General features: G+C 42.7%; 22 protein-coding genes. 10 read left to right on the top strand and 12 right to left on the bottom strand.

Translation table 11 applies throughout. The features are described 5' to 3' along the window. The first annotated feature begins 31 nt into the window (after positions 1-31). Together ppk1 and SYN7509_RS30035 are read left to right on the top strand one after the other, a co-directional pair. Positions 32-2,206 carry a polyphosphate kinase 1 gene (gene ppk1, locus SYN7509_RS0202140; protein WP_009634182.1) on the top strand — a complete coding sequence of 725 codons (2,175 nt, stop codon included), beginning with the start codon at positions 32-34 and terminating at the stop codon, positions 2,204-2,206. A gap of 24 nt (positions 2,207-2,230) precedes the next feature. Continuing rightward, positions 2,231-2,380 carry a hypothetical protein gene (locus tag SYN7509_RS30035; RefSeq protein WP_009634181.1) on the top strand — a complete coding sequence of 50 codons (150 nt, stop codon included), beginning with the start codon at positions 2,231-2,233 and terminating at the stop codon, positions 2,378-2,380. Positions 2,381-2,556: 176 nt separating this feature from the next. Here the strand turns inward: SYN7509_RS30035 and SYN7509_RS0202130 are convergent, their stop codons facing one another. The 9 genes from SYN7509_RS0202130 to SYN7509_RS0202090 form a co-directional block, all read right to left on the bottom strand. Continuing rightward, positions 2,557-3,504: a F0F1 ATP synthase subunit gamma gene (locus SYN7509_RS0202130; RefSeq protein ID WP_009634180.1), complete on the bottom strand. Its 948-nt coding sequence runs from the start codon at positions 3,502-3,504 to the stop codon at positions 2,557-2,559. A 64-nt stretch (positions 3,505-3,568) separates the two neighbouring features. After that, positions 3,569-5,089: a F0F1 ATP synthase subunit alpha gene (atpA, locus tag SYN7509_RS0202125; protein ID WP_009634179.1), complete on the bottom strand. Its 1,521-nt coding sequence runs from the start codon at positions 5,087-5,089 to the stop codon at positions 3,569-3,571. 49 nt (positions 5,090-5,138) lie between these two features. Then, complete coding sequence (atpH, locus tag SYN7509_RS0202120) at positions 5,139-5,699, bottom strand: ATP synthase F1 subunit delta (protein WP_009634178.1); 561 nt, start codon at positions 5,697-5,699, stop codon at positions 5,139-5,141. Continuing rightward, positions 5,699-6,259 carry a F0F1 ATP synthase subunit B gene (locus SYN7509_RS0202115; RefSeq protein WP_009634177.1) on the bottom strand — a complete coding sequence of 187 codons (561 nt, stop codon included), beginning with the start codon at positions 6,257-6,259 and terminating at the stop codon, positions 5,699-5,701. The genes atpH and SYN7509_RS0202115 overlap by 1 nt, the downstream gene beginning before the upstream one ends. 62 nt (positions 6,260-6,321) lie before the next feature. Continuing rightward, a complete protein-coding gene (locus SYN7509_RS0202110) occupies positions 6,322-6,747 on the bottom strand; it encodes a F0F1 ATP synthase subunit B' (protein WP_009634176.1) in 426 nt (141 codons plus the stop codon). A 108-nt stretch (positions 6,748-6,855) separates the two neighbouring features. Continuing rightward, the gene (gene atpE / locus SYN7509_RS0202105) at positions 6,856-7,104 is read right to left on the bottom strand and encodes an ATP synthase F0 subunit C (RefSeq protein ID WP_009634175.1); all 249 of its coding nucleotides are present in this window, start codon (positions 7,102-7,104) and stop codon (positions 6,856-6,858) included. 98 nt (positions 7,105-7,202) lie between these two features. Beyond that, the gene (atpB, locus tag SYN7509_RS0202100; protein WP_009634174.1) at positions 7,203-7,958 is read right to left on the bottom strand and encodes a F0F1 ATP synthase subunit A; all 756 of its coding nucleotides are present in this window, start codon (positions 7,956-7,958) and stop codon (positions 7,203-7,205) included. A gap of 64 nt (positions 7,959-8,022) precedes the next feature. Beyond that, the gene (locus SYN7509_RS0202095) at positions 8,023-8,460 is read right to left on the bottom strand and encodes an ATP synthase subunit I (RefSeq protein WP_028954050.1); all 438 of its coding nucleotides are present in this window, start codon (positions 8,458-8,460) and stop codon (positions 8,023-8,025) included. 90 nt (positions 8,461-8,550) lie between these two features. Continuing rightward, a complete protein-coding gene (locus tag SYN7509_RS0202090) occupies positions 8,551-9,762 on the bottom strand; it encodes a class I SAM-dependent methyltransferase (protein WP_009634172.1) in 1,212 nt (403 codons plus the stop codon). Positions 9,763-9,963: 201 nt separating this feature from the next. On the opposite strand from SYN7509_RS0202090, the gene SYN7509_RS0202085 reads away from it, so the two are divergent. From SYN7509_RS0202085 to SYN7509_RS0202050, 8 genes are all read left to right on the top strand, one after another. Continuing rightward, entirely contained in the window at positions 9,964-10,305 is a 342-nt protein-coding gene (locus SYN7509_RS0202085; protein WP_009634171.1) for a hypothetical protein, read from the top strand. Between the two features lie 526 nt (positions 10,306-10,831). Further along, positions 10,832-14,230, top strand: a complete 3,399-nt coding sequence (locus tag SYN7509_RS0202080; RefSeq protein ID WP_009634170.1) for a phycobilisome rod-core linker polypeptide — start codon at positions 10,832-10,834, stop codon at positions 14,228-14,230. Positions 14,231-14,598: 368 nt separating this feature from the next. Continuing rightward, positions 14,599-15,084, top strand: coding sequence for an allophycocyanin subunit alpha (gene apcA / locus SYN7509_RS0202075; protein ID WP_009634169.1), 486 nt, complete (start codon positions 14,599-14,601; stop codon positions 15,082-15,084). A 43-nt stretch (positions 15,085-15,127) separates the two neighbouring features. Continuing rightward, complete coding sequence (gene apcB / locus SYN7509_RS0202070; protein ID WP_009634168.1) at positions 15,128-15,613, top strand: allophycocyanin subunit beta; 486 nt, start codon at positions 15,128-15,130, stop codon at positions 15,611-15,613. Between the two features lie 245 nt (positions 15,614-15,858). Then, positions 15,859-16,062 carry a phycobilisome linker polypeptide gene (locus SYN7509_RS0202065; protein ID WP_009634167.1) on the top strand — a complete coding sequence of 68 codons (204 nt, stop codon included), beginning with the start codon at positions 15,859-15,861 and terminating at the stop codon, positions 16,060-16,062. 128 nt (positions 16,063-16,190) lie between these two features. Further along, positions 16,191-17,360, top strand: coding sequence for an FtsW/RodA/SpoVE family cell cycle protein (locus tag SYN7509_RS0202060; protein WP_009634166.1), 1,170 nt, complete (start codon positions 16,191-16,193; stop codon positions 17,358-17,360). Between the two features lie 63 nt (positions 17,361-17,423). Then, entirely contained in the window at positions 17,424-18,152 is a 729-nt protein-coding gene (locus tag SYN7509_RS0202055; protein ID WP_009634165.1) for a cytochrome c biogenesis protein CcdA, read from the top strand. Then, a complete protein-coding gene (locus tag SYN7509_RS0202050) occupies positions 18,153-19,559 on the top strand; it encodes a cytochrome c biogenesis protein (protein WP_009634164.1) in 1,407 nt (468 codons plus the stop codon). A 116-nt stretch (positions 19,560-19,675) separates the two neighbouring features. Here the strand turns inward: SYN7509_RS0202050 and SYN7509_RS0202045 are convergent, their stop codons facing one another. From SYN7509_RS0202045 to queF, 3 genes are read right to left on the bottom strand one after another with little or no spacing between them, the layout of a single operon-like run. Beyond that, on the bottom strand, positions 19,676-20,305 hold the full coding sequence (locus SYN7509_RS0202045) for a glutathione S-transferase family protein (RefSeq protein ID WP_009634163.1): 630 nt from the start codon (positions 20,303-20,305) through the stop codon (positions 19,676-19,678). 42 nt (positions 20,306-20,347) lie between these two features. Next, positions 20,348-20,803: a hypothetical protein gene (locus SYN7509_RS0202040; RefSeq protein WP_009634162.1), complete on the bottom strand. Its 456-nt coding sequence runs from the start codon at positions 20,801-20,803 to the stop codon at positions 20,348-20,350. 18 nt (positions 20,804-20,821) lie between these two features. Then, positions 20,822-21,241 (bottom strand): preQ(1) synthase, encoded by a 420-nt coding sequence (gene queF / locus SYN7509_RS0202035; protein ID WP_028954049.1) that lies wholly within the window; start codon positions 21,239-21,241, stop codon positions 20,822-20,824.

Genomic DNA, 21,241 nt, shown 5'->3' with positions numbered 1-21,241 from the left:
TAAATCCCTAGCCTGACAAGTAACTAAAACTATGCCCAGATCGAAAAAGACTCCGTTGGAAATTAATCTCAGCGATCCGCAATATTACTTTAACCGCGAATTAAGCTGGTTGGAATTCAATCATCGGGTATTGCAGGAAGCTTGTAACGAAAACTCCCCATTATTAGAACGATTGAAGTTTTTGGCAATTTTTAGCTCAAACTTGGACGAATTTTTTATGGTACGGGTAGCGGCTTTGAAGCAGCAAGTAGAAGCAAAAGTAAGTAAATTAAGCCCCGATGGATTAACCGCCGTTGAACAGTTGGAATCCGTTAGTCAACGTCTGCGTCCTCTAGTTGCTAAACAACACCAATATTTTGAGAAAGTAATTAGACCGCTTTTAACGCGAGCAAGTATTCATATTCTTGACTATATCGATCTCAATCAAGAACAGCGTGCTTATTTACAAACCTATTTCGAGCAGCAAATTTTTCCAGTTTTAACGCCCTTAGCAGTAGATCCAGGACATCCTTTTCCGCACATTTCCAATCTCAGCTTAAATCTAGCGGTAGTTGTCAAAAACCCAGAAACTGATGAAGAATTATTTGCTAGGGTAAAAGTACCGAGAGTATTACCGCGATTTTTGCCCTTACCCGAACAATTAAGCTTTACACCTAATGGAGTTCCTGCAAAGTGGGCGGGTGTACCCTTAGAACAAGCGATCGCCCATAATCTTGAATCGCTGTTTCCGGGCATGAATATTCAAGAATACTACCCGTTTCGGATTACCCGCGATAGTGCGTTGGAATTAGAAGAAGATGACGCAGATGATTTATTAGAAGCCATCGAGCAAGAACTCCGCAAACGCCGTGTAGGAGGTTCTACAGTCCGCTTAGAAATCCAACCCCAAACCCCCGAAAGTGTCCGCCGTCGGCTGATGCGAGAATTAGAGGTAGGAGAGAACGATGTTTATGAAAACCAGGGCTTACTAGGATTGGGGAGTTTGATGTCTTTTTTGTCTTTGCCGATGCCAGAACTTAAAGACACGCCCTGGAAGTCAGTCATACCACCGCGCTTACAAAAATTAGGCTCTTTTAATTCCCCTAATACCGAATCAGACTTTGACTTTTTTGCTGCTATCCGCGAACAAGATTTATTAGTACATCATCCTTATCATTCTTTTTCTTCTACCGTACTGCGGTTTATTAACGATGCCTCCCGCGATCCGGATGTCCTAGCTATTAAAATGACGTTGTACCGCACATCAGGAGATTCACCTATTGTTAATGCTTTAATTGCGGCGGCGGAAAATGGTAAGCAAGTAGCGGTACTTGTGGAATTAAAGGCGCGGTTTGATGAAGAAAATAATATTTATTGGGCGCGACGGTTAGAAAGCGTTGGAGTTCATGTAGTTTACGGGCTAAACGGACTAAAAACCCACTCTAAAGTAGTCATGGTGGTGCGCCAAGAGGGCGATCGCATTCGTCGTTACGTACATATCGGTACGGGTAATTACAACCCCAAAACTGCCAGGCTGTACACGGATATGGGCTTATTTAGCTGTAGGGAAGACTTGGCGGCAGATTTGACGGATTTGTTTAATTACCTTACAGGCTACTCTCGGCAGCGCTCTTATCGGCAGTTGTTGGTAGCTCCTGTAAATATGCGCGATCGCACTCTAGCTTTAATTCGCCGCGAAATAACACAAACTCAATCTAGCAATATTCCAGGGCGAATTGTCGCCAAAATGAATTCTTTAGTCGATCCGCAAATTATTTTGACTCTTTACGAAGCTTCCCGCGCTGGGGTGCAAATTGACTTAATCGTGCGCGGGATGTGTTCTTTGCGTCCTCAAGTACCGGGAATTAGCGAGAATATCCGCGTTATTAGTATAGTTGGGCGCTTTTTAGAACATTCCCGCATTTACTACTTTCATAATCTTGGCGAAGAAGAAATTTATATCGGTAGCGCCGACTGGATGTCACGCAATTTAGATCGGCGCGTAGAAGCAATTACTCCTGTGCGAGATCCAGATTTAGCTAAAGAGTTAGAGGAAATTCTCGGCATTACCTTAGCTGATAACTGTCAAGCTTGGGAATTACAGTCTGATGGCAGTTATCAAAAGCGCGGAGATGCTTTAAGTAAAGAAGATGCTTCGGCTTATCCTCAAACTAACTCGCAAAAGATATTTATGCAAATGGCATTGCAATCGGCAGGTTTGGCTTAGATAGCGCGATCGCCCAGTAAAAATATGAACAATAGTATTGTTGAAGTTGATGGTGTCTGCTTTGAAACATTGATGCTAGAACATTTAATAGCTATTTCTCCCATAAAATCTCGTAACTTACTATTAGTCTTACCTGGAGAAAATTTAATTTTTTATCCCCAAATATTACTTTAATGGCAACAAAATCCTAAAAAGAAGCGCCCTCAAAAGCTTAAACTTAGTGTTGTTTTTTCTATAGTGATGGTTAAGTTTTTGACTTTAATCCAGGCGATCGCACTAAGTTAAAAAACTGCAAACAAAAAGCGCCAGAATGTTCTAGCGCTGTTGACAAATTTGAATTAATGTGATACCTAAGTTAAGGCTTCCGCACCACCCACAACTTCTAAAATCTCTTGGGTAATCGCGGCTTGACGGGCTTTGTTGTAAGTCAACGATAGGTTGCCAATTAGTTCTTTGGCGTTGTCGCTGGCGCTGTTCATCGCCGTCATCCGGGCGGCTAATTCGCTGGCAGCGGATTCTTGCAATGCTCTTAGTAGCTGGTTATTTAAGTACAACGGCAACAAAGCATCCAGAATTTGTACCGGATCTTGCTCAAATAACATATCGCGGGGAAAAGGACGAGCTTCGCTAGTAACTCTTTGTCTTTCAACTTCAAACTCACCGCCGCGAGTTGTCAATCTAAAGATTTCATCGTCTGGTACTTCTAAACCTTGGGGATCTAAAGGTAGCAAGGTTTGTACTACAGGGCGAGAGCTAATGAGCGAAACGAATTTAGTATAAACTAATTCAATTCTGTCTACACTCTCAGATAAGAATAATGACAGCAGTTGATCGGCAACATTAGACGCTTCTGCGGCGGTCGGAATCTGCTCTAAGCCTGTGTAAACGCCCTCTATAGGCTGGCTGCGGCGCTGGAAGTATTGCGAAGCTTTACGACCAACTAGGATAAACTTGTAGTTTCTGCCTTCGGCTTTGATTTCCTTGGCGCGATTTTCTGCTCTGCGTATAATATTGCTATTGTAGCCGCCACATAAACCGCGATCGCCGGAAATAACTAATAAGCCCACAGTTTCGACGGGGCGCTGCTTGAGCAGGGGTAAATCTGCTTCTTCAAACTTTAAACGAGTTTGTAAACCAAATAATACTTGAGCCAAGCGATCGGCAAAGGGACGAGTGGCAATTACTTGTTGTTGCGCTCTCCGCACCTTAGCGGCTGCTACAAGCCGCATGGCTTCGGTGATTTTTTTGGTATTTTTGACGGAATTAATGCGATCGCGAATTGCTTTGAGATTAGCCATATTTTTATTACCTTTAATAGCAAGTTAGCGATTAGCCATCCTAACCGCTAAATTACTAACAGCTTTACATCGATGCCATGAAGGTTTGCTTAGACTCGTTGATGGCTTCTTTAAGAAGCTTCTCGGCTTCATCACCCAGTTTTTTCTCGCTGCGGAGCAAGTCGCCGTATTGAACTTTGCTGCTCTTGAGATAATCGCGCAGTGATTGAGTGTAGTTAGAGATTTGGTCTACAGGAACATCATCTAAATAGCCGTTAATTCCCGCGTACAAAATTGCTACTTGGTCGCCAACTGATAGGGGCGAGTATTGAGGCTGCTTCAAGAGTTCCTGCAAGCGCTTACCCCGTGATAGCTGATTTTGGGTTGCTTGGTCTAAGTCTGAGGCAAACTGAGCAAAGGCGGCTAAATCGTCGTACTGAGCTAGTTCTAGCTTAATTTTGCCTGCTACTTGTTTCATTGCTTTGGTTTGAGCCGCCGAACCTACCCTTGATACAGAAATACCAGGGTTTACCGCCGGACGCAAGCCAGAGTTAAATAGGTTGGAAGATAAAAAGATTTGACCGTCGGTAATTGAAATTACGTTAGTAGGAATGTACGCCGATACGTCCCCAGCTTGAGTTTCGATAATAGGTAAAGCTGTCATGCTACCTTCCCCAAGTTCGTTGCTCAATTTTGCCGCCCGTTCTAGCAAGCGAGAGTGGAGATAAAATACATCGCCGGGGTAAGCTTCCCGTCCTGGGGGACGACGTAGCAACAGCGACATTTGACGATAAGCTTGGGCTTGCTTGGAAAGATCGTCGTAGATAATTAAGGTGGCTTTGCCCTTATACATGAAGTATTCCGCCAAACTCGCACCTGTATAAGGAGCTAAGTATTGGAGGGTTGCGGGAGCATTAGCATTAGCAGCTACAACGATGGTGTATTCCATCGCGCCTTTTTCTTGCAGCACGTTGACGATATTAGCTACCGTAGAAGCTTTTTGTCCGATCGCTACATAAACGCAAACTACATCTTCACCTTTTTGGTTAATGATCGTATCAATGGCAATTGATGTTTTTCCAGTTTGGCGATCGCCAATAATCAATTCTCGTTGTCCGCGTCCTACAGGAATCATCGCATCAATCGCTGTGATCCCCGTTTGCATTGGTTCGTATACCGAACGACGCTCAATAATTCCCGGTGCGCCAGATTCAATTAAACGGCTTTCTGTCGTATGAATATCGCCTTTACCATCAATGGGACGAGCTAAAGCGTCTACAACTCTCCCAATCATTGCATCGCCGACGGGGACTTGAGCAATTTTTCCAGTAGCCTTAACGGTGCTACCTTCTTGAATATCTCGCCCTTCACTCATCAATACCGCGCCTACGTTGTCTTCTTCGAGGTTTAGGGCGATACCAATGGAGCCATCTTCAAATTCAAGTAATTCCCCAGCCATTGCTTTTTCTAAGCCGTAGATCCGGGCGATACCGTCTCCTACTTGCAATACTGTACCAACGTTATCAACTTTAACGTTTTGGTCGTACTGCTCAATTTGCTGCTGGATAATGCTGCTAATTTCGTCGGGTCTAATACTAATAGCCATGTTTATCTTGGGTGATTGAGGATTGTTTGACTGTTAAAAATTGCCTTTTTTAACTACCGCTAGTTAAGCTCAAAGACAGGCGGCGCAACTGACCTCGAAGACTAGCATCAATTACCTGAGAGCCAACTTTAACGATCGCTCCGGCAATTAATTCTGAGTCGATTTTCATATCTAGCTCAACTTCACGAGCGCTAGTCATTGCTTTAACTTTATCTTTGATTGCTTGCCTTTGATTTCTACTGAGTTCTACCGTAGAAGTCACTTCCGCTAAAACTGTTTGATTTAGCTGGCGTAAAAGGTTCAAATACTGCTGACAAATTCCTTCTAGCAATATTATCCGTCGTCGATCTACCAGGATTCGCAAAAAGTTACGCAAATAAGGATGAACTCGATCGCCAATTACTTGCTCTAATACGCGCTTTTTGTCTTGCTCTTTCACAAACGGATTAGCTACAAAATTCTGCAACTGGTCGGAATCTTGGAGCAAACGCAGCAAGTCACGAACATCAGTACCAATTTCCTCGGTAATATTTTGCGATTTTGCCGAAGACATTAGCGCCTGAGCGTAAGGCATTACTACTTCCGAATCTATACCGCCACTTCCTTTCATTAGGCTTCACTCCCTAATAGCGTTATGCTACGGTCTAATAGTTTTTGTTCGGCGTTGCCATCTACTTGCTGACGCAACTGGGATTCTACTTTTTGTAAAGCTTTAGCAACTACTTGCTGACGCAAATCGGCGATCGCTCTTTCCGTTTCTGTCGTCAAGTCATTAGCCGCCATTTGTTTCATCTGCTCTACATCTTTTAATGCTTGAGCTAAAATTGATTCTTTGGCAAGTTGGGCGTTTTCTTCGGCGGTTTTCCGTATCCTTTGCGCCTCAGCTTGAGCTTGAGTTAGCTTTTGTTGAGCTTCAGACAAAGCCGCCGCCGCTTCTTTGGCACTCTTTTCTGCCGCTTGAATTTCTGTAGCAATCCCAGCTTTGCGCTCGGTCAAAATATTTGTCAATAGACCTTTCCCAAAGTAAAACAATACCCCAACCAAGATTGCTAAGTTGATGATATTTGTTTCAAAAATGTCAAGGTTTAGACCAAAACCGCCTTCAGCTTCCGCGTGGGCTGCACCTGCTTCGGCGGCGGCGGTGAGTAAATAACTTCCGATTATATTCATCTACAACTGCCCTGCTCGATTGCTAATAAAATAAATTTGGTTGTTAGTGTGTGGCAATTGCTTTATCTAGCTGGCTCTAGCAGTTTGTCTATAATTTGCCGACTAAGAGCGTCTACTTGTTGCTCAAGCGATCGCATTGCTTCAACCTTTTGCTGATCTATTTCTTGTTGCGCTTGTTCTCTTTGAATTTGAGCTTCTTTTTGAGCTTCGGCAACTTTTTGACTAGCAATGACTTGAGCTTCGCCTTGAGCCGCAGTAATTACCGATTGAGCCTGTTTGCGGGCTTCGTTTAACTGCTGCTTGTATTGGGTTGCCAACTGCTCAGTTTTAGCTAGGCGATCGCGCGCATCCGTTTTGCTATTACGAATATAATTAGCGCGATCGTCCAACACTTTAGTAATTGGCTTATAGAAAATTACGTTCAATAACGCTGCTAGGAGGAGAAACTGCAATGCCATTAAGGGCAAAGTAGCGTCAAAATCAAACATTGTTTTCCTTTGATAAATTCAATAACCCTCTAATGGGAGGGGTAATTACCTTAACTAACTTGCTTTGGTGTAGAGACGCGATTTCCACGTCTCTAAATCCAACGGCTCTTAGGAAGCGAAAGGATTAGCAAATAGCAATACTAGAGCAATAACTAGACCGTAAATGGTAAGAGATTCCATGAACGCCAAGGTTAGTAGTAAAGTACCGCGAATTTTGCCTTCCGCTTCTGGTTGACGAGCAATACCTTCTACAGCTTGTCCGGCGGCGTTTCCCTGACCGATACCAGGCCCAATTGCAGCTAAACCAATTGCTAAAGCGGCAGCGATTACGGAAGCAGCAGCGACTAATGGATCCATGATGATTTCCTTACCTAAAATTTACAAAAACAAACGTTTACGAGATGCGTATTTTACGCGCTATTTAGTGCGATCGCACTTCTACAGAGGGCATTTTTCTAATGCTCCTCTTCTCCACCATGCCCTTCTAGTGCTTCGTGGATATAGGCGGCAGCTAGGGTAGCAAAAACTAATGCTTGAATGGCGCTAGTAAATAAACCCAAAGCCATTACAGGCAGTGGTACAAATAAGGGAACTAGTAAAACTAATACTCCTACCACCAATTCATCCGCCAAAATGTTACCAAATAATCGGAAGCTTAGGGAAAGGGGTTTGGTGAAATCTTCTAAAATTGCGATCGGTAGTAGTATCGGTGTAGGTTCGATGTATTTTGTAAAATACCTCAAACCTTTTTTACTAAAACCTGCGTAAAAGTACGCCAAAGAAGTCAGTAAAGCTAAGGCTACGGTGGTGTTGATATCGTTAGTTGGGGCAGCTAGTTCACCTTCTGGGAGGCGAATCAACTTCCAGGGAATTAAAGCCCCTGACCAATTTGATACAAAAATGAACAGAAATAAAGTTCCAACAAATGGAACCCAGGGACGGTATTCTTTTTCGCCGATTTGGTTTTTTGCTAAATCCCGAATAAATTCTAGGGCGTATTCCATAAAATTCTGGATACCGCTAGGAATTCGTTGGATGTTTCGAGTTGCAGCCAGGGAAGCTATAACTAGAAGGGAAATTACAAACCAGGACGTAAGAAATACTTGTCCGTGAATTTTTAGACTGCCCAATTGCCAGTAGAAATGCTGACCGACTTCTAAGGCGGCGAGGAACTTATAGTTAAAGGTGTTTAACACACTGAGCATTTCCATTGTGGAAGTTTTCGATCCTAAAGTTTTAGGAGTTAACTTGCGATTTTTTTACAACCCAACTGCTTTAAGAGTCAGGATTGAAAATGGTGCGGAGCGTATAGACGAGGAGCGTAGCTTTATAAGTCAGAAATCCCAAGAATACGGGCAAGATTTGCAATTGATCCCATTGACTTGCTACAACCAGCAATCCAATTAGCAATGCAAACCGATTTTTGCTCAACTGGGGGTTTTCTGCGCCAAGTTGCTCAACGTTTTTACCCAACATTTTCAAGTAAACCACACCAGTGCATGACCCGATCAGATAATTTAGGGCAATGTTTAGCGAGTAAAAAATCCATACAGAAATAAAAATTATCCCGGTCAAAACCAAGGTAATTGAAAACAACTCTTGGGAGAGTTGATAGAATGCCTGCATCGATTTTCCCGATTCTGACGGGACAGAATCGGGGGAAGATTTTTCTTCTACTTCGGGTGTGGTTGTGGGTTCGTTTGACAAGCTCACAGGACTCGCAAACCGTTTTAAATAAGTGGTTTGACTCCAAAGAGCCAGAAAAGATCGTAACACGACAAGGTAACGATTCTTTAAAAATAATTAACTAGGTGTAAGCATAATTAGCTGTTGAGTAAGTAAAAATCGCACTCGTTCTAAGTCCAACGGTACTGTTGTCAAGATTTCGCCTACAGTTTTAGTTAAATTGCGAAGCCCGTAACTGGGCGCGCTTGCGCGATCGCACTGCTGCATAAACTCAAATTCTAAATCTGATAAGTTGACAATTTGGTAATCGTAGTTAAATAAACACTTACTTTCCCAACCTTCCATACAAGGATGACGTTCGGGGATAGCAGCTAAAAGGGTTGCATCTACTGACCAATCGGCTTTAGGTAAAGGCGCACGTCCCAAAAAGAACTCATAATGCGTTACTTCAGGATCTAGTAATTCAATTAAACGGTAAATTTGGCGATCGCTCAACTTTTCTACTCTTTCCTGTAAAGATGGTTCTTTGCCCAAAAGTCGCTCTATTTGCCAAAAATTGGGATTAGAGAACCCTAAAAAGTCTAATCCTGAAGCATCAATCAGTTCAAACAAAGTTTCAATATTGTAGTCAATCTCGTGGGGATGGACGTACATATCAGCAAAACATTCATCGCGCTGATTTTCCATTGACCAACGCTCTTTTTCTCGCTTGACAATGCGATTGTTTTCTGGTAAAGATGCAAATAGTTTTCGTCCTACTTCTACACCGTCGCGGTAATCGCCTTTGTCTTTTTGCAGAAGTGCGATCGCGCGTTGCATTAAACTAATTTCCCACCGTCCCAATTCTCCATACACAAAAATGTGCATCAATCCACCAGGAGCTAACTTTTTAGCTAAAGCCTGAATCCCGCGAATGGGATCGTCTAAGTGGTGTAACACGCCAACGGAGTTAATTAAATCAAACTCCCCCTCAATCTGGTCTGCGTCGTATAGGCTTAATTGATGAAATTGAACGCGATCGGCTTTTGACCTTTGACAGCGCTCTTTAGCCACCGCTAAAGTACCTTCGCTGATATCAATACCAACTACTTGAGCTTGGGGGTTTAAGTGTACTAAATATTCTGTACTTACACCCGAACCACAGCCAGCATCAAGAATGCGAATATCTTGTTTTTGGGGCTTTTGTCCAGTGCAGAAATTGTAAGCAGCTTGCCAATTCCAACGCCAGTTGTAACCCGGTGGCGGCTCATCTAGCAAGGGTTCTGGGGGAAATGGGTAAGTATCGTAGAGTTTGGCAACCGCAGCGCTAACGCTTTGAGGATCTGGCATAGTAAGGAAAATTGCAGCATCCCGTAGTTTAGCGAATGTCTTGTTACTGTTGCTAGGAAATAGTTGGATAAAAGAAATTGTACAAAAATCTTTGTACCAAGATTGGCTTCTAGAGTTGATAGGCAGTAGCAAATATAAAAGCTATCATGAGTTATTTCTTATAACTAACTGTCACCTATAGACATTTTTTAGGAGCAATTTGTGAAAGCCCGTGACCTGATTAAGTCTAATGAAAAAGTATTGGTTATTTTTACTTGTGGACGTAATTTTCATGTCCATGATGACAATACGGGTTCAACTGGTAACTGGACGATTGCTCAAAATCGTTTAGTTGATCGTATTATTATTTATTTACGAAATGAAGAAAAACAATCCAATACTGTATACATTGCAAACTATGCCAGTAAAGGAAAATCACTCGAGGAAAGCAAGGAAGAAAAATATGTAATTCAACTTGCTCATGTCCAGTATGTAGGCATAACAGATAAAAATTGGACTGATTTCTCTGATGGAGGCGCTAGTCCAATTCGGTATCTTCCTTAGTTGACAAGAAGCATTGGATTGAACCTAAGCTAGAGCAAAATAAGAGAAATATTTTGCTTTATTTAGACTATGGCAGTAAAGAAGGTTAGTTGAGCGATCTAGATAAGCGATCGCATTCTAGTACCTTTGAGTTTATAAAATGTGATCGCTACAACGGTAGAAGAGCCTGAATTTGATCGCAAAATTCAAGCCGCGATCGCACTCCAGATGAATCAGTAGTTTAGTTTTTTAAGTGCGATCGCACTTCCCACCCCAACTTATCCTCGTAAAACTCCCCTCAATCCTGGGAATTATACACACTTCTTAATATTCAAGCGGAAGCTACGCAAAACGTTTTAATGTAGGAACTGACCGAGTTAACTTTAAACCGCGATTGCTATCTAGCAGCAATATAAAAATCAAAGTTCCTTGAGTCAAGGGTAAAAGCGGCGATTTGTCAAGTTTTGAAGTAGCTCAAAAGAAAGTTTACTGGTATCCCGGTCAGGTTTAATACAGTAAAAAATATGATGGGAGTTTAAATAATCGCATGAGTGTTAAGGCAAGTGGTGGAAGCTCAGTTGCTCGTCCGCAACTATATCAAACACTAGCAGTCGCAACAATCAACCAAGCGGAACAACAAGACCGCTTTTTAGAGCGTGGCGAACTGAACGAACTGTCTAACTATTTTGCATCGGGAACAAAACGATTAGAAATTGCCGAGACACTAAGCAAAAATGCTGAACTAATTGTGTCTCGCGCAGCTAACCGAATCTTTGTTGGTGGTTCGCCGATGGCTTACTTAGAAAAGCCCAAGGAATTGCAACTAGCAACCGTAGGCGCAAAAGACGAATTAAAAACAGGGATGCAGTTAGGAAACATAACCTATGTAGATAGCCGGGGTGGTTTTCTAGAAGGATTGCGATCGCTATTTAATACCTCTGGTGGCGGTGGTGCTACACCAGCAAATTTCCGTCCCATCAACGTTTCCCGCTACGGGCCGAGCAATATGCAAAAGTCCTTACGGGACTTAAGCTGGATGCTACGTTATGCAACTTATGCAATCGTTGCTGGCGATCCTAATATTATTGCCGTCAACGTCCGGGGACTAAGAGAAATCATTGAAAATGCTTGTTCTGGTGAAGCCACAATCGTTGCCTTACAAGAAATTAAACAAGCATCACTGTCTTACTTCCGTAAGGATGATGAAGCAACAAATATTGTTAGTCAGTACATGGACGTACTAATAACAGAATTCAAAGCGCCTACCCCTTCAGAAAAAGTTAGACAACGCCCTTCTGGAGATTTGCAAGGGTTGCAGCTACCACAAATATACTTCAACGCCGCCGAACGTCGCCCCAAATTCGTCATGAAAACGGGCTTGTCCGCCGGAGAAAAGCAAGAAGTAATTAAAGCTGCTTATCGACAAATTTTTGAGCGCGACATTACCCGCGCTTACAGCCAGTCGATATCTAACTTAGAATCCCAAGTTAAAAATGGTGACATCTCTATGAAAGAGTTTGTCCGCCGCGTTGGGAAATCTCCTCTTTACCAAAAACAATTTTTCCAACCTTTTATCAATAGTCGCGCTCTAGAACTTGCTTTCCGCCACTTTTTGGGCAGAGGGCCTTCTAGTCGCGAAGAAGTACAAAATTACTTCTCTATCGTCTCCAATGGTGGTTTACCCGCTTTAATCGATGCGCTAGTCGATTCTAACGAGTACGCCGATTATTTTGGCGAAGAAACTGTACCATATTTGCGCGGATTGGGTCAGGAAGCCCAAGAATGTCGCAACTGGGGAGCGCAGCAAGACTTACTCAATTACAGCGCACCTTTCCGTAAAGTACCGCAGTTTATTACTTTATTTGCGGCTTACGAAAAGCCTTTACCAGATCAGCACCCCTATGGTTCGGGTAACGATCCATTAGAAATTCAATTTGGGGCAATTTTCCCCAAAGAAACCCGCAATCCTAGCACAAGTCCCGCTCCTTTTGGTAAAGATACTAAGCGGATCTTGATTCACCAAGGCCCCGGTATCAACAACCAAAACAGCACTCCTCAAGCGCGAGGCGAGTTTCCTGGTACTTTAGGTCCCAAAGTATTCCGCTTAGACCAACTTCCCGGTACTAGCGGCAAAAAGTCAGCCAAAGGAGCAAGCGTTAAATACTCGGAAAGCTCTACTCAAGCGGTAATTAAAGGCGCATACTTACAAGTATTTGGGCGGGATGTCTACGAAGGACAGCGCTTAAAAGTCTCAGAAATTAAGCTTGAAAATGGCGAAATTCCAGTCCGGGAGTTTGTCCGTCAATTAGCTAAATCCGATTTATTCCGCAAGCTTTACTGGACTTCTTTGTACGTTACCAAAGCCGTTGAGTACATTCACCGCCGCTTGTTGGGTCGTCCTACCTATGGTAGAGCGGAAATCAATAGCTACTTTGATGTCTGTGCTAAAAAAGGCTTCTACGCTCTAATTGATGCCCTAATTGACAGCCCAGAATACAGCGAAGCCTTTGGAGAAGATACCGTTCCTTACGAGCGTTATTTAACTCCTGGTGGTTTAGCCTTGCGGAGTCTCCGAGTTGGCAGTATCAATCGAGATATTGTCAGCGCTAAAGTAGACCAAGCCGAAACTCCACGCTTTGTCGAATTGGGCGAAGTTAAGGAAATGCGGACGCAGCCAGATATCGAGTTCCGCATTAACCAAGGCGTGAACAAGCAGCGCGAACAAACAAAAGTATTCAAGCTCACCAATACCAGCGACAAAGTTGCTTTAAAAACTGCCATTCGGGCAGCCTATCGCCAAGTATTTGAGCGGGACATCGAACCTTACATTACTAAAAACGAGTTTACAGAGTTAGAAAGTAAACTAGGTAACAATGAAATTAATGTCAAGGAATTTATAGAAGGTTTGGGTAGCTCAAGTCTCTATATCAAGGAGTTCTACACGCCTTACCCCAACACTAAAGTAATTGAACTCGGAACTAAGCACTTTTTAGGACGCGCCCCCAAAGATCAAGCAGAGATTAGGGAATACAACCAAATCCTCGCTTCTACGGGCATTCGCGGCTTCGTTAGTGCAATGGTAAATTGCGCTGAGTACATTCAGATGTTTGGTGAAGATACGATTCCTTACCGTCGCTTCCCAACCTTACCTGCGGCTAACTTCCCGAATACTGAGAAGTTGTACAACCAGCTAACAAAGCAAAATGACGATGTAGTTGTACCTAGCTTTGAAACTGTAACGCCGATGATGGCAACAGATAAGATGCCGATGATGGCAAAAGCGATCGCCGATATGGCTTTTGCAGCCCGTCAAGTTGACCAAAGTAAACCAGCATTTATTGAACTTGGACGTTCTTACAATAACGGTAGCGGTCAATCAGTAGAAGTTGGTGTTGGTACAACCCGCCGCAAACCCGCGCGGATTCATCGCGTTACTAATGGGAATAACGCCGCCGAAACTCAACAGGCGATTAATGCTATCTACTGTCAAATAATGGATATCTTTAGCGGTCAGGTTCCTGACGGGCTAAGAATTTCTGACCTAGAGAGCAAACTGCGAAATGGCGAAATCAATGTCAGAGAATTTGTCCGTACTCTAGCTAGTTCCGATACTTACCGTCGGCGCTTCTATACGCCTTACCCCAATACCAAAGTGATTGAATTCTTATTCCGTCACATTTTGGGACGCGCTCCGGCTACTCAAAGCGAAATTCGCCAGTACAACAAGCTACTCGCGGATAGCGGCTTAAAAGCGGCGGTTGATGCAATGGTGGATAGCACCGAATACGCGCAGTATTTTGGTGAAGACGTTGCCCCTTACCCCCGCTACCCATCATTGCCTGCTGGTAACTACCTAGGCAGCGTTAAGGCGGCGGCAGACTTAGTTAAGCAATCGTGGTCGGATATGTCGCCTTCGTCGATTACACAAGGCTCTACCGGGCGCTAAACTGCCTTAAAATTAGTTAACTGAAAAGCCAGGAAGTGCGATCGCTTTCCTGGCTTTTTTCTCTCAATACCAGTTCTTGCGACTTCTTCACGCCCTAAGAAATTAAGAAAGTCTGTAATTATTGATTTAGATGAAAGATATATTAAAAAGTATTAAGGCATGAGTCAAAACGTGAACGGAATGCAGGAGAATATTTGCGGAAGGTAAATGAGTTTAAATGTTTGTGTATAGGTTTACGCAAGCGCCTAAAAAGAATTACTGTCTTAATTGCGGTAATAGTTGTGTAGAGATACGCACTATTTTAGATAAACTCAGTTAGTTATTAAGCCAGTTTAAAAAATTGGTTCATTTATTGGAGGAATCGGTTAATGAGTATTGTCACGAAATCCATCGTGAATGCGGATGCCGAAGCTCGCTACCTCAGCCCCGGTGAGCTAGATCGCATCAAAAGCTTTGTTGGTAGTGGAGAGCGCCGCTTGCGGATCGTTCAAGCTTTAACAGAGAACCGCGAACGCATTGTTAAGCAAGCTGGCGACCAGTTGTTCCAAAAGCGTCCTGACGTAGTATCTCCCGGTGGAAATGCTTACGGTCAAGAAATGACTGCTACTTGCCTCCGCGACATGGATTACTACTTGCGTCTGATCACTTACGGAGTAGTAGCTGGCGACGTTACACCTATTGAAGAAATTGGTGTTGTAGGCGTTCGTGAAATGTATCGCTCTCTCGGTACACCCATTGAAGGCGTTGCTGAAGGCATCCGTGCCATGAAGAACGTTGCAACTTCCATGATGTCTGGTGAAGACTCGGCCGAAGCTGGATCTTACTTCGACTACTTAGTCGGTGCTATGCAGTAAGTAGCTGCAAAACTACTCAAAAAATTGCTAAAGGAATCAAGAAATGCAAGACGCAATTACTTCTGTAATCAATTCTTCAGACGTTCAAGGTAAGTACCTTGACAACTCCTCAATGGAGAAGCTAAAAGGCTACTTCCAAACTGGCGAACTTCGCGTTCGTGCAGCCAGCACAATCAGCGCCAATGCCGCAGCGATTGTAAAAGAAGCTGTAGCTAAGTCCTTGTTGTACTCGGACATTACTCGTCCCGGTGGTAATATGTACACCACTCGTCGCTATGCTGCTTGCATCCGCGATTTGGACTACTACTTGCGTTATTCTACCTACGCAATGTTAGCGGGCGATCCTTCAATCCTCGATGAGCGCGTTCTCAACGGATTGAAAGAAACCTACAACTCCTTGGGTGTACCCATCGGTGCAACCGTTCAATCTATCCAAGCAATGAAAGAAGTAACCGCAAGCTTAGTTGGCCCTGATGCTGGCAAAGAAATGGGTGTTTACTTTGACTACATCTGCTCTGGCTTAAGCTAATAGCTGTAAAAGCTAAATAGCATATTTATTTGAGGTCTGGGAGTTAGTTTGTGAGTGCTAGAAAGTTTTGTCGCTTAGATTGACTAAATCCAGTCAATGAGTGTTAGCAGTCTAGTATTGACGGATTGACTCCCAGCTTCGATCGATTTATAGATAAAAGTAGAGTAAAGGCGATCGCATAGGACTTTACTTACAACCATTGAAATCAAAAATTTTTCTCATCTAGCCCTAGGAGATTCTAACCGATGCGAATGTTTAAAATAACTGCTTGCGTTCCCAGCCAAACACGGATTCGCACCCAAAGAGAATTACAAAATACTTATTTTACTAAGTTAGTTCCTTATGAAAACTGGTTCCGCGAACAGCAGCGCATTATGAAAATGGGCGGCAAAATTATGAAAGTTGAACTAGCTACCGGAAAGCCTGGGATGAATACTGGTTTAGCATAAATTACTTTAATTTAAGTAGATTTGCATTTAAGGAGGTATTAAAGCCTCCTTTTTTTGTTGTTTATGCTTGCGCTATTGAGCATCAAGTGTCAAACTTCTAATGTCCTCGTGAAGTCCTTTAAATTATTGTGGAATTACGCCAATTAATCCCCGTATTTGATACTTCTACGTCTAAGTGGGCTAGTTTAGCGCGGTTATTGCGCTGGCTAACTTTACTTTGGGTATTTATCGGTTTAGCAATCTTATTTTCTGCTTCTTATCCTGTGGGCGAAGCAGAATTAGGTGATGGGTTGTATTACTTTAAGAGGCAAATTATTGCCATAATTATTGGCTTAGTGGTATTTAACTGGGTAATACATTCACCTTTGCGCCGAATCTTAGGTATGGCTCACTGGTTTGTATTTCTATTTATGGCACTGATATTTGCAACTTTAATTCCAGGAATTGGCACAAACTCCCTTGGTGCAGTCCGGACAATAGCAATAGGTTCATTTCAGTTGCAGCCTTCAGAATTAATTAAGCCGTTTTTGGTACTGCAAGGCGCTCGTGTTTTTGGACAATGGCATAAATTAAAATGGCAATCCCGGCTGATTTGGCTAAGTATTTTTGCTCTAATTCTAGGGGGCATTTTACTACAGCCAAATTTGAGTACAACTGCATTGTGTGGGATGGCTTTGTGGCTAGTTGCTCTAGCGGCAGGCTTACCTTACTCCTACTTAACTATGACGGCGCTAAGTGGAGTGGGGATGGCAGCAATTAGTATTAGCTTACGTGACTACCAACGGCGACGGGTAATGTCTTTTCTCAATCCTTGGGCTGATGCGCTAAATAATGGCTATCAATTAGTACAAAGCTTGCTGGCTATTGGTTCTGGTGGTACTTGGGGAACGGGATACGGACTGTCACAGCAAAAATTGTTTTATCTACCAATTCAGCACACAGATTTTATTTTTGCGGTATTTGCTGAAGAATTTGGCTTTGTGGGCTGCCTACTATTTTTACTACTATTGGTAGTGTATAGCGCGATCGCTTTACTTGTCGCCTTTAAAGCTACAAACCCGGTACATCGCTTGGTAGCAATTGGCGCAATGATTTTTTTGGTAGGACAATCATTGTTAAATATTGGCGTAGCTTCGGGAGCTTTACCAACTACCGGTTTGCCTTTGCCTTTAGTTAGCTATGGTGGTAATTCAATTATTGCTAGTTTGTTGATAGCTGGGCTATTAATTCGCGTAGCTAGAGAAAGCAGCGAGGGACAAGTTGTATCTTTACCACAGCGTCGGGGCGATCGCTTTTAAAATTATAGTTTTTGCTAACTACGTTAAAATTGAGCAGTAATCGGCATTTCATGCTCAAAAAGAATGCAAAACTATATATACGAACTAGAACACTTTGCAAATAATTTAGTCACGAGTCAGCTAACTCATCTAAATTTTACGAGCATTGCCATTATTTTTATAGCCGGACTGCTTACGAGCTTAACTCCTTGTATGCTGTCGATGCTGCCGATTACCATTGGCTATATTGGTGGTTATGAAACTAAAAACCGATTGCAAGCGGCGATCGCCTCTACTTGGTTTGCGTTAGGTCTTGCCACTACTTTAGCAGCCCTAGGAATAGTTGCCGCCTTTGTGGGCAAAGTTTACGGTCAAGTAGGGATAGGTTTACCGATTATTGTTAGTATTATTGCAATTTTAATGGGGCTAAACTTATTAGAAGCGTTGCCTCTAAAATTGCCGTCTTTTGGTGGCATGAATTGGATTTCTAAAGACTTACCCCCAGGATTGCGTTCTTATTTGATTGGTTTAACTTTTGGAGTAGTGGCTTCTCCTTGCAGTACGCCAGTTTTAGCAACTTTACTTGCTTGGATTGCCAGTACCCATGACTTAGTTTTAGGTGCGGGTTTGCTGCTTGCTTATACTGCTGGCTACGTTGCACCCTTAATTTTGGCTGGTACTTTTACTGCCGCAATTAAAAACTTACTAGAGTTGCGGCGGTGGTCGGGTTGGATTACCCCTGTAAGTGGGGCTATTTTGGTAGGTTTTGGCGTATTTTCCTTATTAGTTCGGCTTCCCGTAGGAATATTTTAAATGACTTTAGATAATGTACCTGTACCGCAACCTTCGATTTGGTCTGCACCACAAAGATTTTTAAAAAAAGAGTTATTACCTGTACTTACAGATTTGCGGTTGGCAATTTTGCTGTTACTGGCGATCGCGCTATTTAGTATTAGCGGTACAGTAATTGAGCAAGGACAACCTGTCGCTTTTTACCAATCCAATTATCCCGAAGACCCGGCTTTGTTTGGCTTCCTTAGCTGGAAAGTGCTGCTAGCGGCGGGTTTTGACCATGTTTATCGCACTTGGTGGTATTTAGCTTTACTTATTTTATTTGGCATTAGCTTAACGGCTTGTACTTTTACTCGGCAATTGCCAGCACTAAAAGCTTCGCGCAAGTGGAAATTTTACGACAAACCCCGTCAGTTTCAAAAATTGGCTTTAAGTGCCGAACTTGATACCGGAACACTATCGGATTTAACTCAACAACTCCAAAGCCGTCGCTACTTAGTATTTGCTGGGGAAAATAATAATTTATATGCTCGTAAAGGCATCGCCGGACGCATTGGGCCGATTGTGGTTCATATCGGTATCGTTGCCATTTTAGCGGGTGGTATTTGGGGCGCAATGACAGGCTTTATTGCTCAAGAGCTTGTTCCTAGTGGTGATAATTTTGCGGTTAAAAATATAGTAGACGCTGGCCCTTGGGCAGCACCCCAAATTCCTCAAGATTGGTCTTTGCGAGTGAATCGTTTTTGGATTGATTACACGCCTAATGGAGGAATCAATCAGTTTTACTCAGATTTATCTGTTTTAGATAAGCAAGGGGAAGAAGTTAAGCGGAAGACTATTTTTGTTAACGAACCTTTGCGTTACAAAGGCGTAACTTTGTATCAAACAGATTGGGGTGTTTCTAGCGTTCGCATCCGCGTAAACAAAAGCCCAGTTTTGCAGTTACCAATGGCTAAATTGAACACCAATGGACAAGGGCGAATTTGGGCGACTTGGATTCCCACAAAAACCGATATGAGTGAAGGTGTTTCGCTCCTAGCTAGAGATTTGCAGGGAATGCTACTGCTTTACGATGTCAAAGGGCAGTTGATATCTACCTTACGCCCTGGAATGTCTACAGAAGTTAATGGCGTAACGCTCTATATTGACGAGTTAGTTGGTAGTACCGGATTGCAAATTAAAGCCGATCCCAGCATCCCAATTGTTTACACTGGCTTTACTTTATTAATGTTGGGCGTAGTGATGAGCTATGTTTCTCACTCGCAAATTTGGGCTTTGCAGCAAGATGGATATTTTTATGTAGGTGGGAAAACTAATCGGGCGCAGGTAGGTTTTGAGCAAGAAATGCTTGATATTTTGGCTCAACTTACTGCCCCAAAACAGGTTGAAGACTTAGAGATTAAAGCAGAACTTGCGTCTAAATCTTAAAAATACTTTCAAGATATGTAAAGATGTTGCATTGCTTTCAAAATATGTAGTAGAGACGTTGCAATGCAACGTCTCTACACCAACATTAATATTTTTATTGAGCAATGCTGCCTAAATTAAGTTAAAAGTTCGTATTTGCCACCGCGTTCTAGAGCGCTTTTGTAAGCTGGACGGGCATGGATGCGTTGAAGAAAATCTTTAAGCTTGGGATAAGTATCTAAACCTACTTGTGCTTCTACTGCTTCCACAGGAAAACTCATTTGCACGTCGGCGGCGGTAAATTCTTTGCCTACAAACCAAGGATTTTTGCTAAGTTCGCTTTCTAAATAGTCAAAGTGAAGTTTAATTTGGGGTGCAACAAATTGGCTAGATACGGTACTATTTCCGAGTTCAAAATTATCAAGCAAGAGTTTCATTACAAGTATTGGCATTACCGAGCCTTCGGAATAATGCAGCCAATAATCATATCGCAGCTTTTCGGGTGTATTAGGAGGGGGTGAAAGTTTGCCTTCACCATAACGCTCTACTAAGTAATCTATAATTGCCCCTGATTCTGCTAAAGTTTGCCCTTCGTCCGTAATCACTGGAGATTTACCTAGGGGATGTACAGCTTTAAGCTCTGCGGGTGCAAGCATGGTGTTAGGGTCGCGTTCATAGCGTTTAATTTCATAATCAAGCCCAAGTTCTTCTAAAAGCCAGAGAATGCGCTGAGAACGAGAATTGTTTAGGTGATGGACAACGATCATGAGATTACTTTTAGACTGTAGATTTGAAATAATACGATTATTTCAGCTAATTAAAATCTCCCTATGGTTGACTTCTAGGATTAGGCGATCGCCATAATGGATTTGAGGTATAAACGAACTTACTAATACTTCCACAATCGCCGGATCTTGAAAGTGTCCTGTTTTTGTCTCAGGATGAGGATAGTAAACTAATCCGTCGTAAGTAATCTCTTGAAAAATAACTCTACAAGGTGAAAAGGAAAAGTCTTCTGCGGGGTATTCTTGATGCCATTGAACGCTTTTAAATGTATATTCTGGCTGCTGGATGGTGAAAGTTTTGGGACTAATAAAAATATTTAGTGTACCAGGGAAAAAAGCACTCAGGTCAAGACCTAATTTTTGAAAAAAAGGGGTCTGCATTTCTATAGTCCCTCTAGGATAAGGGCTATCTTTTGCTATTCCTGACGCTACTTGATGTCCGCGTTCGATAATTCCCTTAACAGCCTGCCATCTTTGCATTGAGCAACGTCAGTAGATTTAATTTGCCTTTTTATGGCGGACTTCAATAACTGTATGGACGTTGCCGCGTGGAGAATAATCCCCTTTAATATGTACTTCTAGGGGGTCGCAAGCGGCTACAAAGTCATCTAAAACTTGGTTTATTGCTTCTTCGTGCGAAATATAGCGATCGCGGTAACTATTGATATACAACTTAATTGCCTTCAATTCCACTACTAAGCGATCGGGAACGTAGGTAACATAAATTGTAGCAAAGTCGGGATACCCCGAAAATGGACACTTACAAGTAAATTCCGGCAAAGTAATATGAATATCATACCTGCGCCCTGTACGGGGATTGGGAAAGGTAATTAGTTCGCCTTTCTCAATTTCTCGTTCGCCATACTTCATTTCTACGGTAGGCGATTGATTTTCTACAGCTAATGCTTCGTTAGTCAT

Source organism: Synechocystis sp. PCC 7509 (assembly GCF_000332075.2).
Classification (GTDB): Bacteria; Cyanobacteriota; Cyanobacteriia; order Cyanobacteriales; family Chroococcidiopsidaceae; genus Aliterella.
This window is presented reverse-complemented; position numbering and strand designations above follow the sequence as displayed.

What these genes read in the sequence shown, in the direction of transcription:
- ppk1 (WP_009634182.1), top strand. Translation starts at nt 32, where the DNA reads ATGCCCAGATCGAAAAAGACTCCGTTGGAAATTAATCTCAGCGATCCG.
- SYN7509_RS30035 (WP_009634181.1), top strand. Translation starts at nt 2,231, where the DNA reads ATGAACAATAGTATTGTTGAAGTTGATGGTGTCTGCTTTGAAACATTG.
- SYN7509_RS0202130 (WP_009634180.1), bottom strand. Translation starts at nt 3,504, where the DNA reads ATGGCTAATCTCAAAGCAATTCGCGATCGCATTAATTCCGTCAAAAAT.
- atpA (WP_009634179.1), bottom strand. Translation starts at nt 5,089, where the DNA reads ATGGCTATTAGTATTAGACCCGACGAAATTAGCAGCATTATCCAGCAG.
- atpH (WP_009634178.1), bottom strand. Translation starts at nt 5,699, where the DNA reads ATGAAAGGAAGTGGCGGTATAGATTCGGAAGTAGTAATGCCTTACGCT.
- SYN7509_RS0202115 (WP_009634177.1), bottom strand. Translation starts at nt 6,259, where the DNA reads ATGAATATAATCGGAAGTTATTTACTCACCGCCGCCGCCGAAGCAGGT.
- SYN7509_RS0202110 (WP_009634176.1), bottom strand. Translation starts at nt 6,747, where the DNA reads ATGTTTGATTTTGACGCTACTTTGCCCTTAATGGCATTGCAGTTTCTC.
- atpE (WP_009634175.1), bottom strand. Translation starts at nt 7,104, where the DNA reads ATGGATCCATTAGTCGCTGCTGCTTCCGTAATCGCTGCCGCTTTAGCA.
- atpB (WP_009634174.1), bottom strand. Translation starts at nt 7,958, where the DNA reads ATGGAAATGCTCAGTGTGTTAAACACCTTTAACTATAAGTTCCTCGCC.
- SYN7509_RS0202090 (WP_009634172.1), bottom strand. Translation starts at nt 9,762, where the DNA reads ATGCCAGATCCTCAAAGCGTTAGCGCTGCGGTTGCCAAACTCTACGAT.
- SYN7509_RS0202080 (WP_009634170.1), top strand. Translation starts at nt 10,832, where the DNA reads ATGAGTGTTAAGGCAAGTGGTGGAAGCTCAGTTGCTCGTCCGCAACTA.
- apcA (WP_009634169.1), top strand. Translation starts at nt 14,599, where the DNA reads ATGAGTATTGTCACGAAATCCATCGTGAATGCGGATGCCGAAGCTCGC.
- apcB (WP_009634168.1), top strand. Translation starts at nt 15,128, where the DNA reads ATGCAAGACGCAATTACTTCTGTAATCAATTCTTCAGACGTTCAAGGT.
- SYN7509_RS0202065 (WP_009634167.1), top strand. Translation starts at nt 15,859, where the DNA reads ATGCGAATGTTTAAAATAACTGCTTGCGTTCCCAGCCAAACACGGATT.
- SYN7509_RS0202055 (WP_009634165.1), top strand. Translation starts at nt 17,424, where the DNA reads ATGCAAAACTATATATACGAACTAGAACACTTTGCAAATAATTTAGTC.
- SYN7509_RS0202050 (WP_009634164.1), top strand. Translation starts at nt 18,153, where the DNA reads ATGACTTTAGATAATGTACCTGTACCGCAACCTTCGATTTGGTCTGCA.
- SYN7509_RS0202045 (WP_009634163.1), bottom strand. Translation starts at nt 20,305, where the DNA reads ATGATCGTTGTCCATCACCTAAACAATTCTCGTTCTCAGCGCATTCTC.
- SYN7509_RS0202040 (WP_009634162.1), bottom strand. Translation starts at nt 20,803, where the DNA reads ATGCAAAGATGGCAGGCTGTTAAGGGAATTATCGAACGCGGACATCAA.
- queF (WP_028954049.1), bottom strand. Translation starts at nt 21,241, where the DNA reads ATGACTAACGAAGCATTAGCTGTAGAAAATCAATCGCCTACCGTAGAA.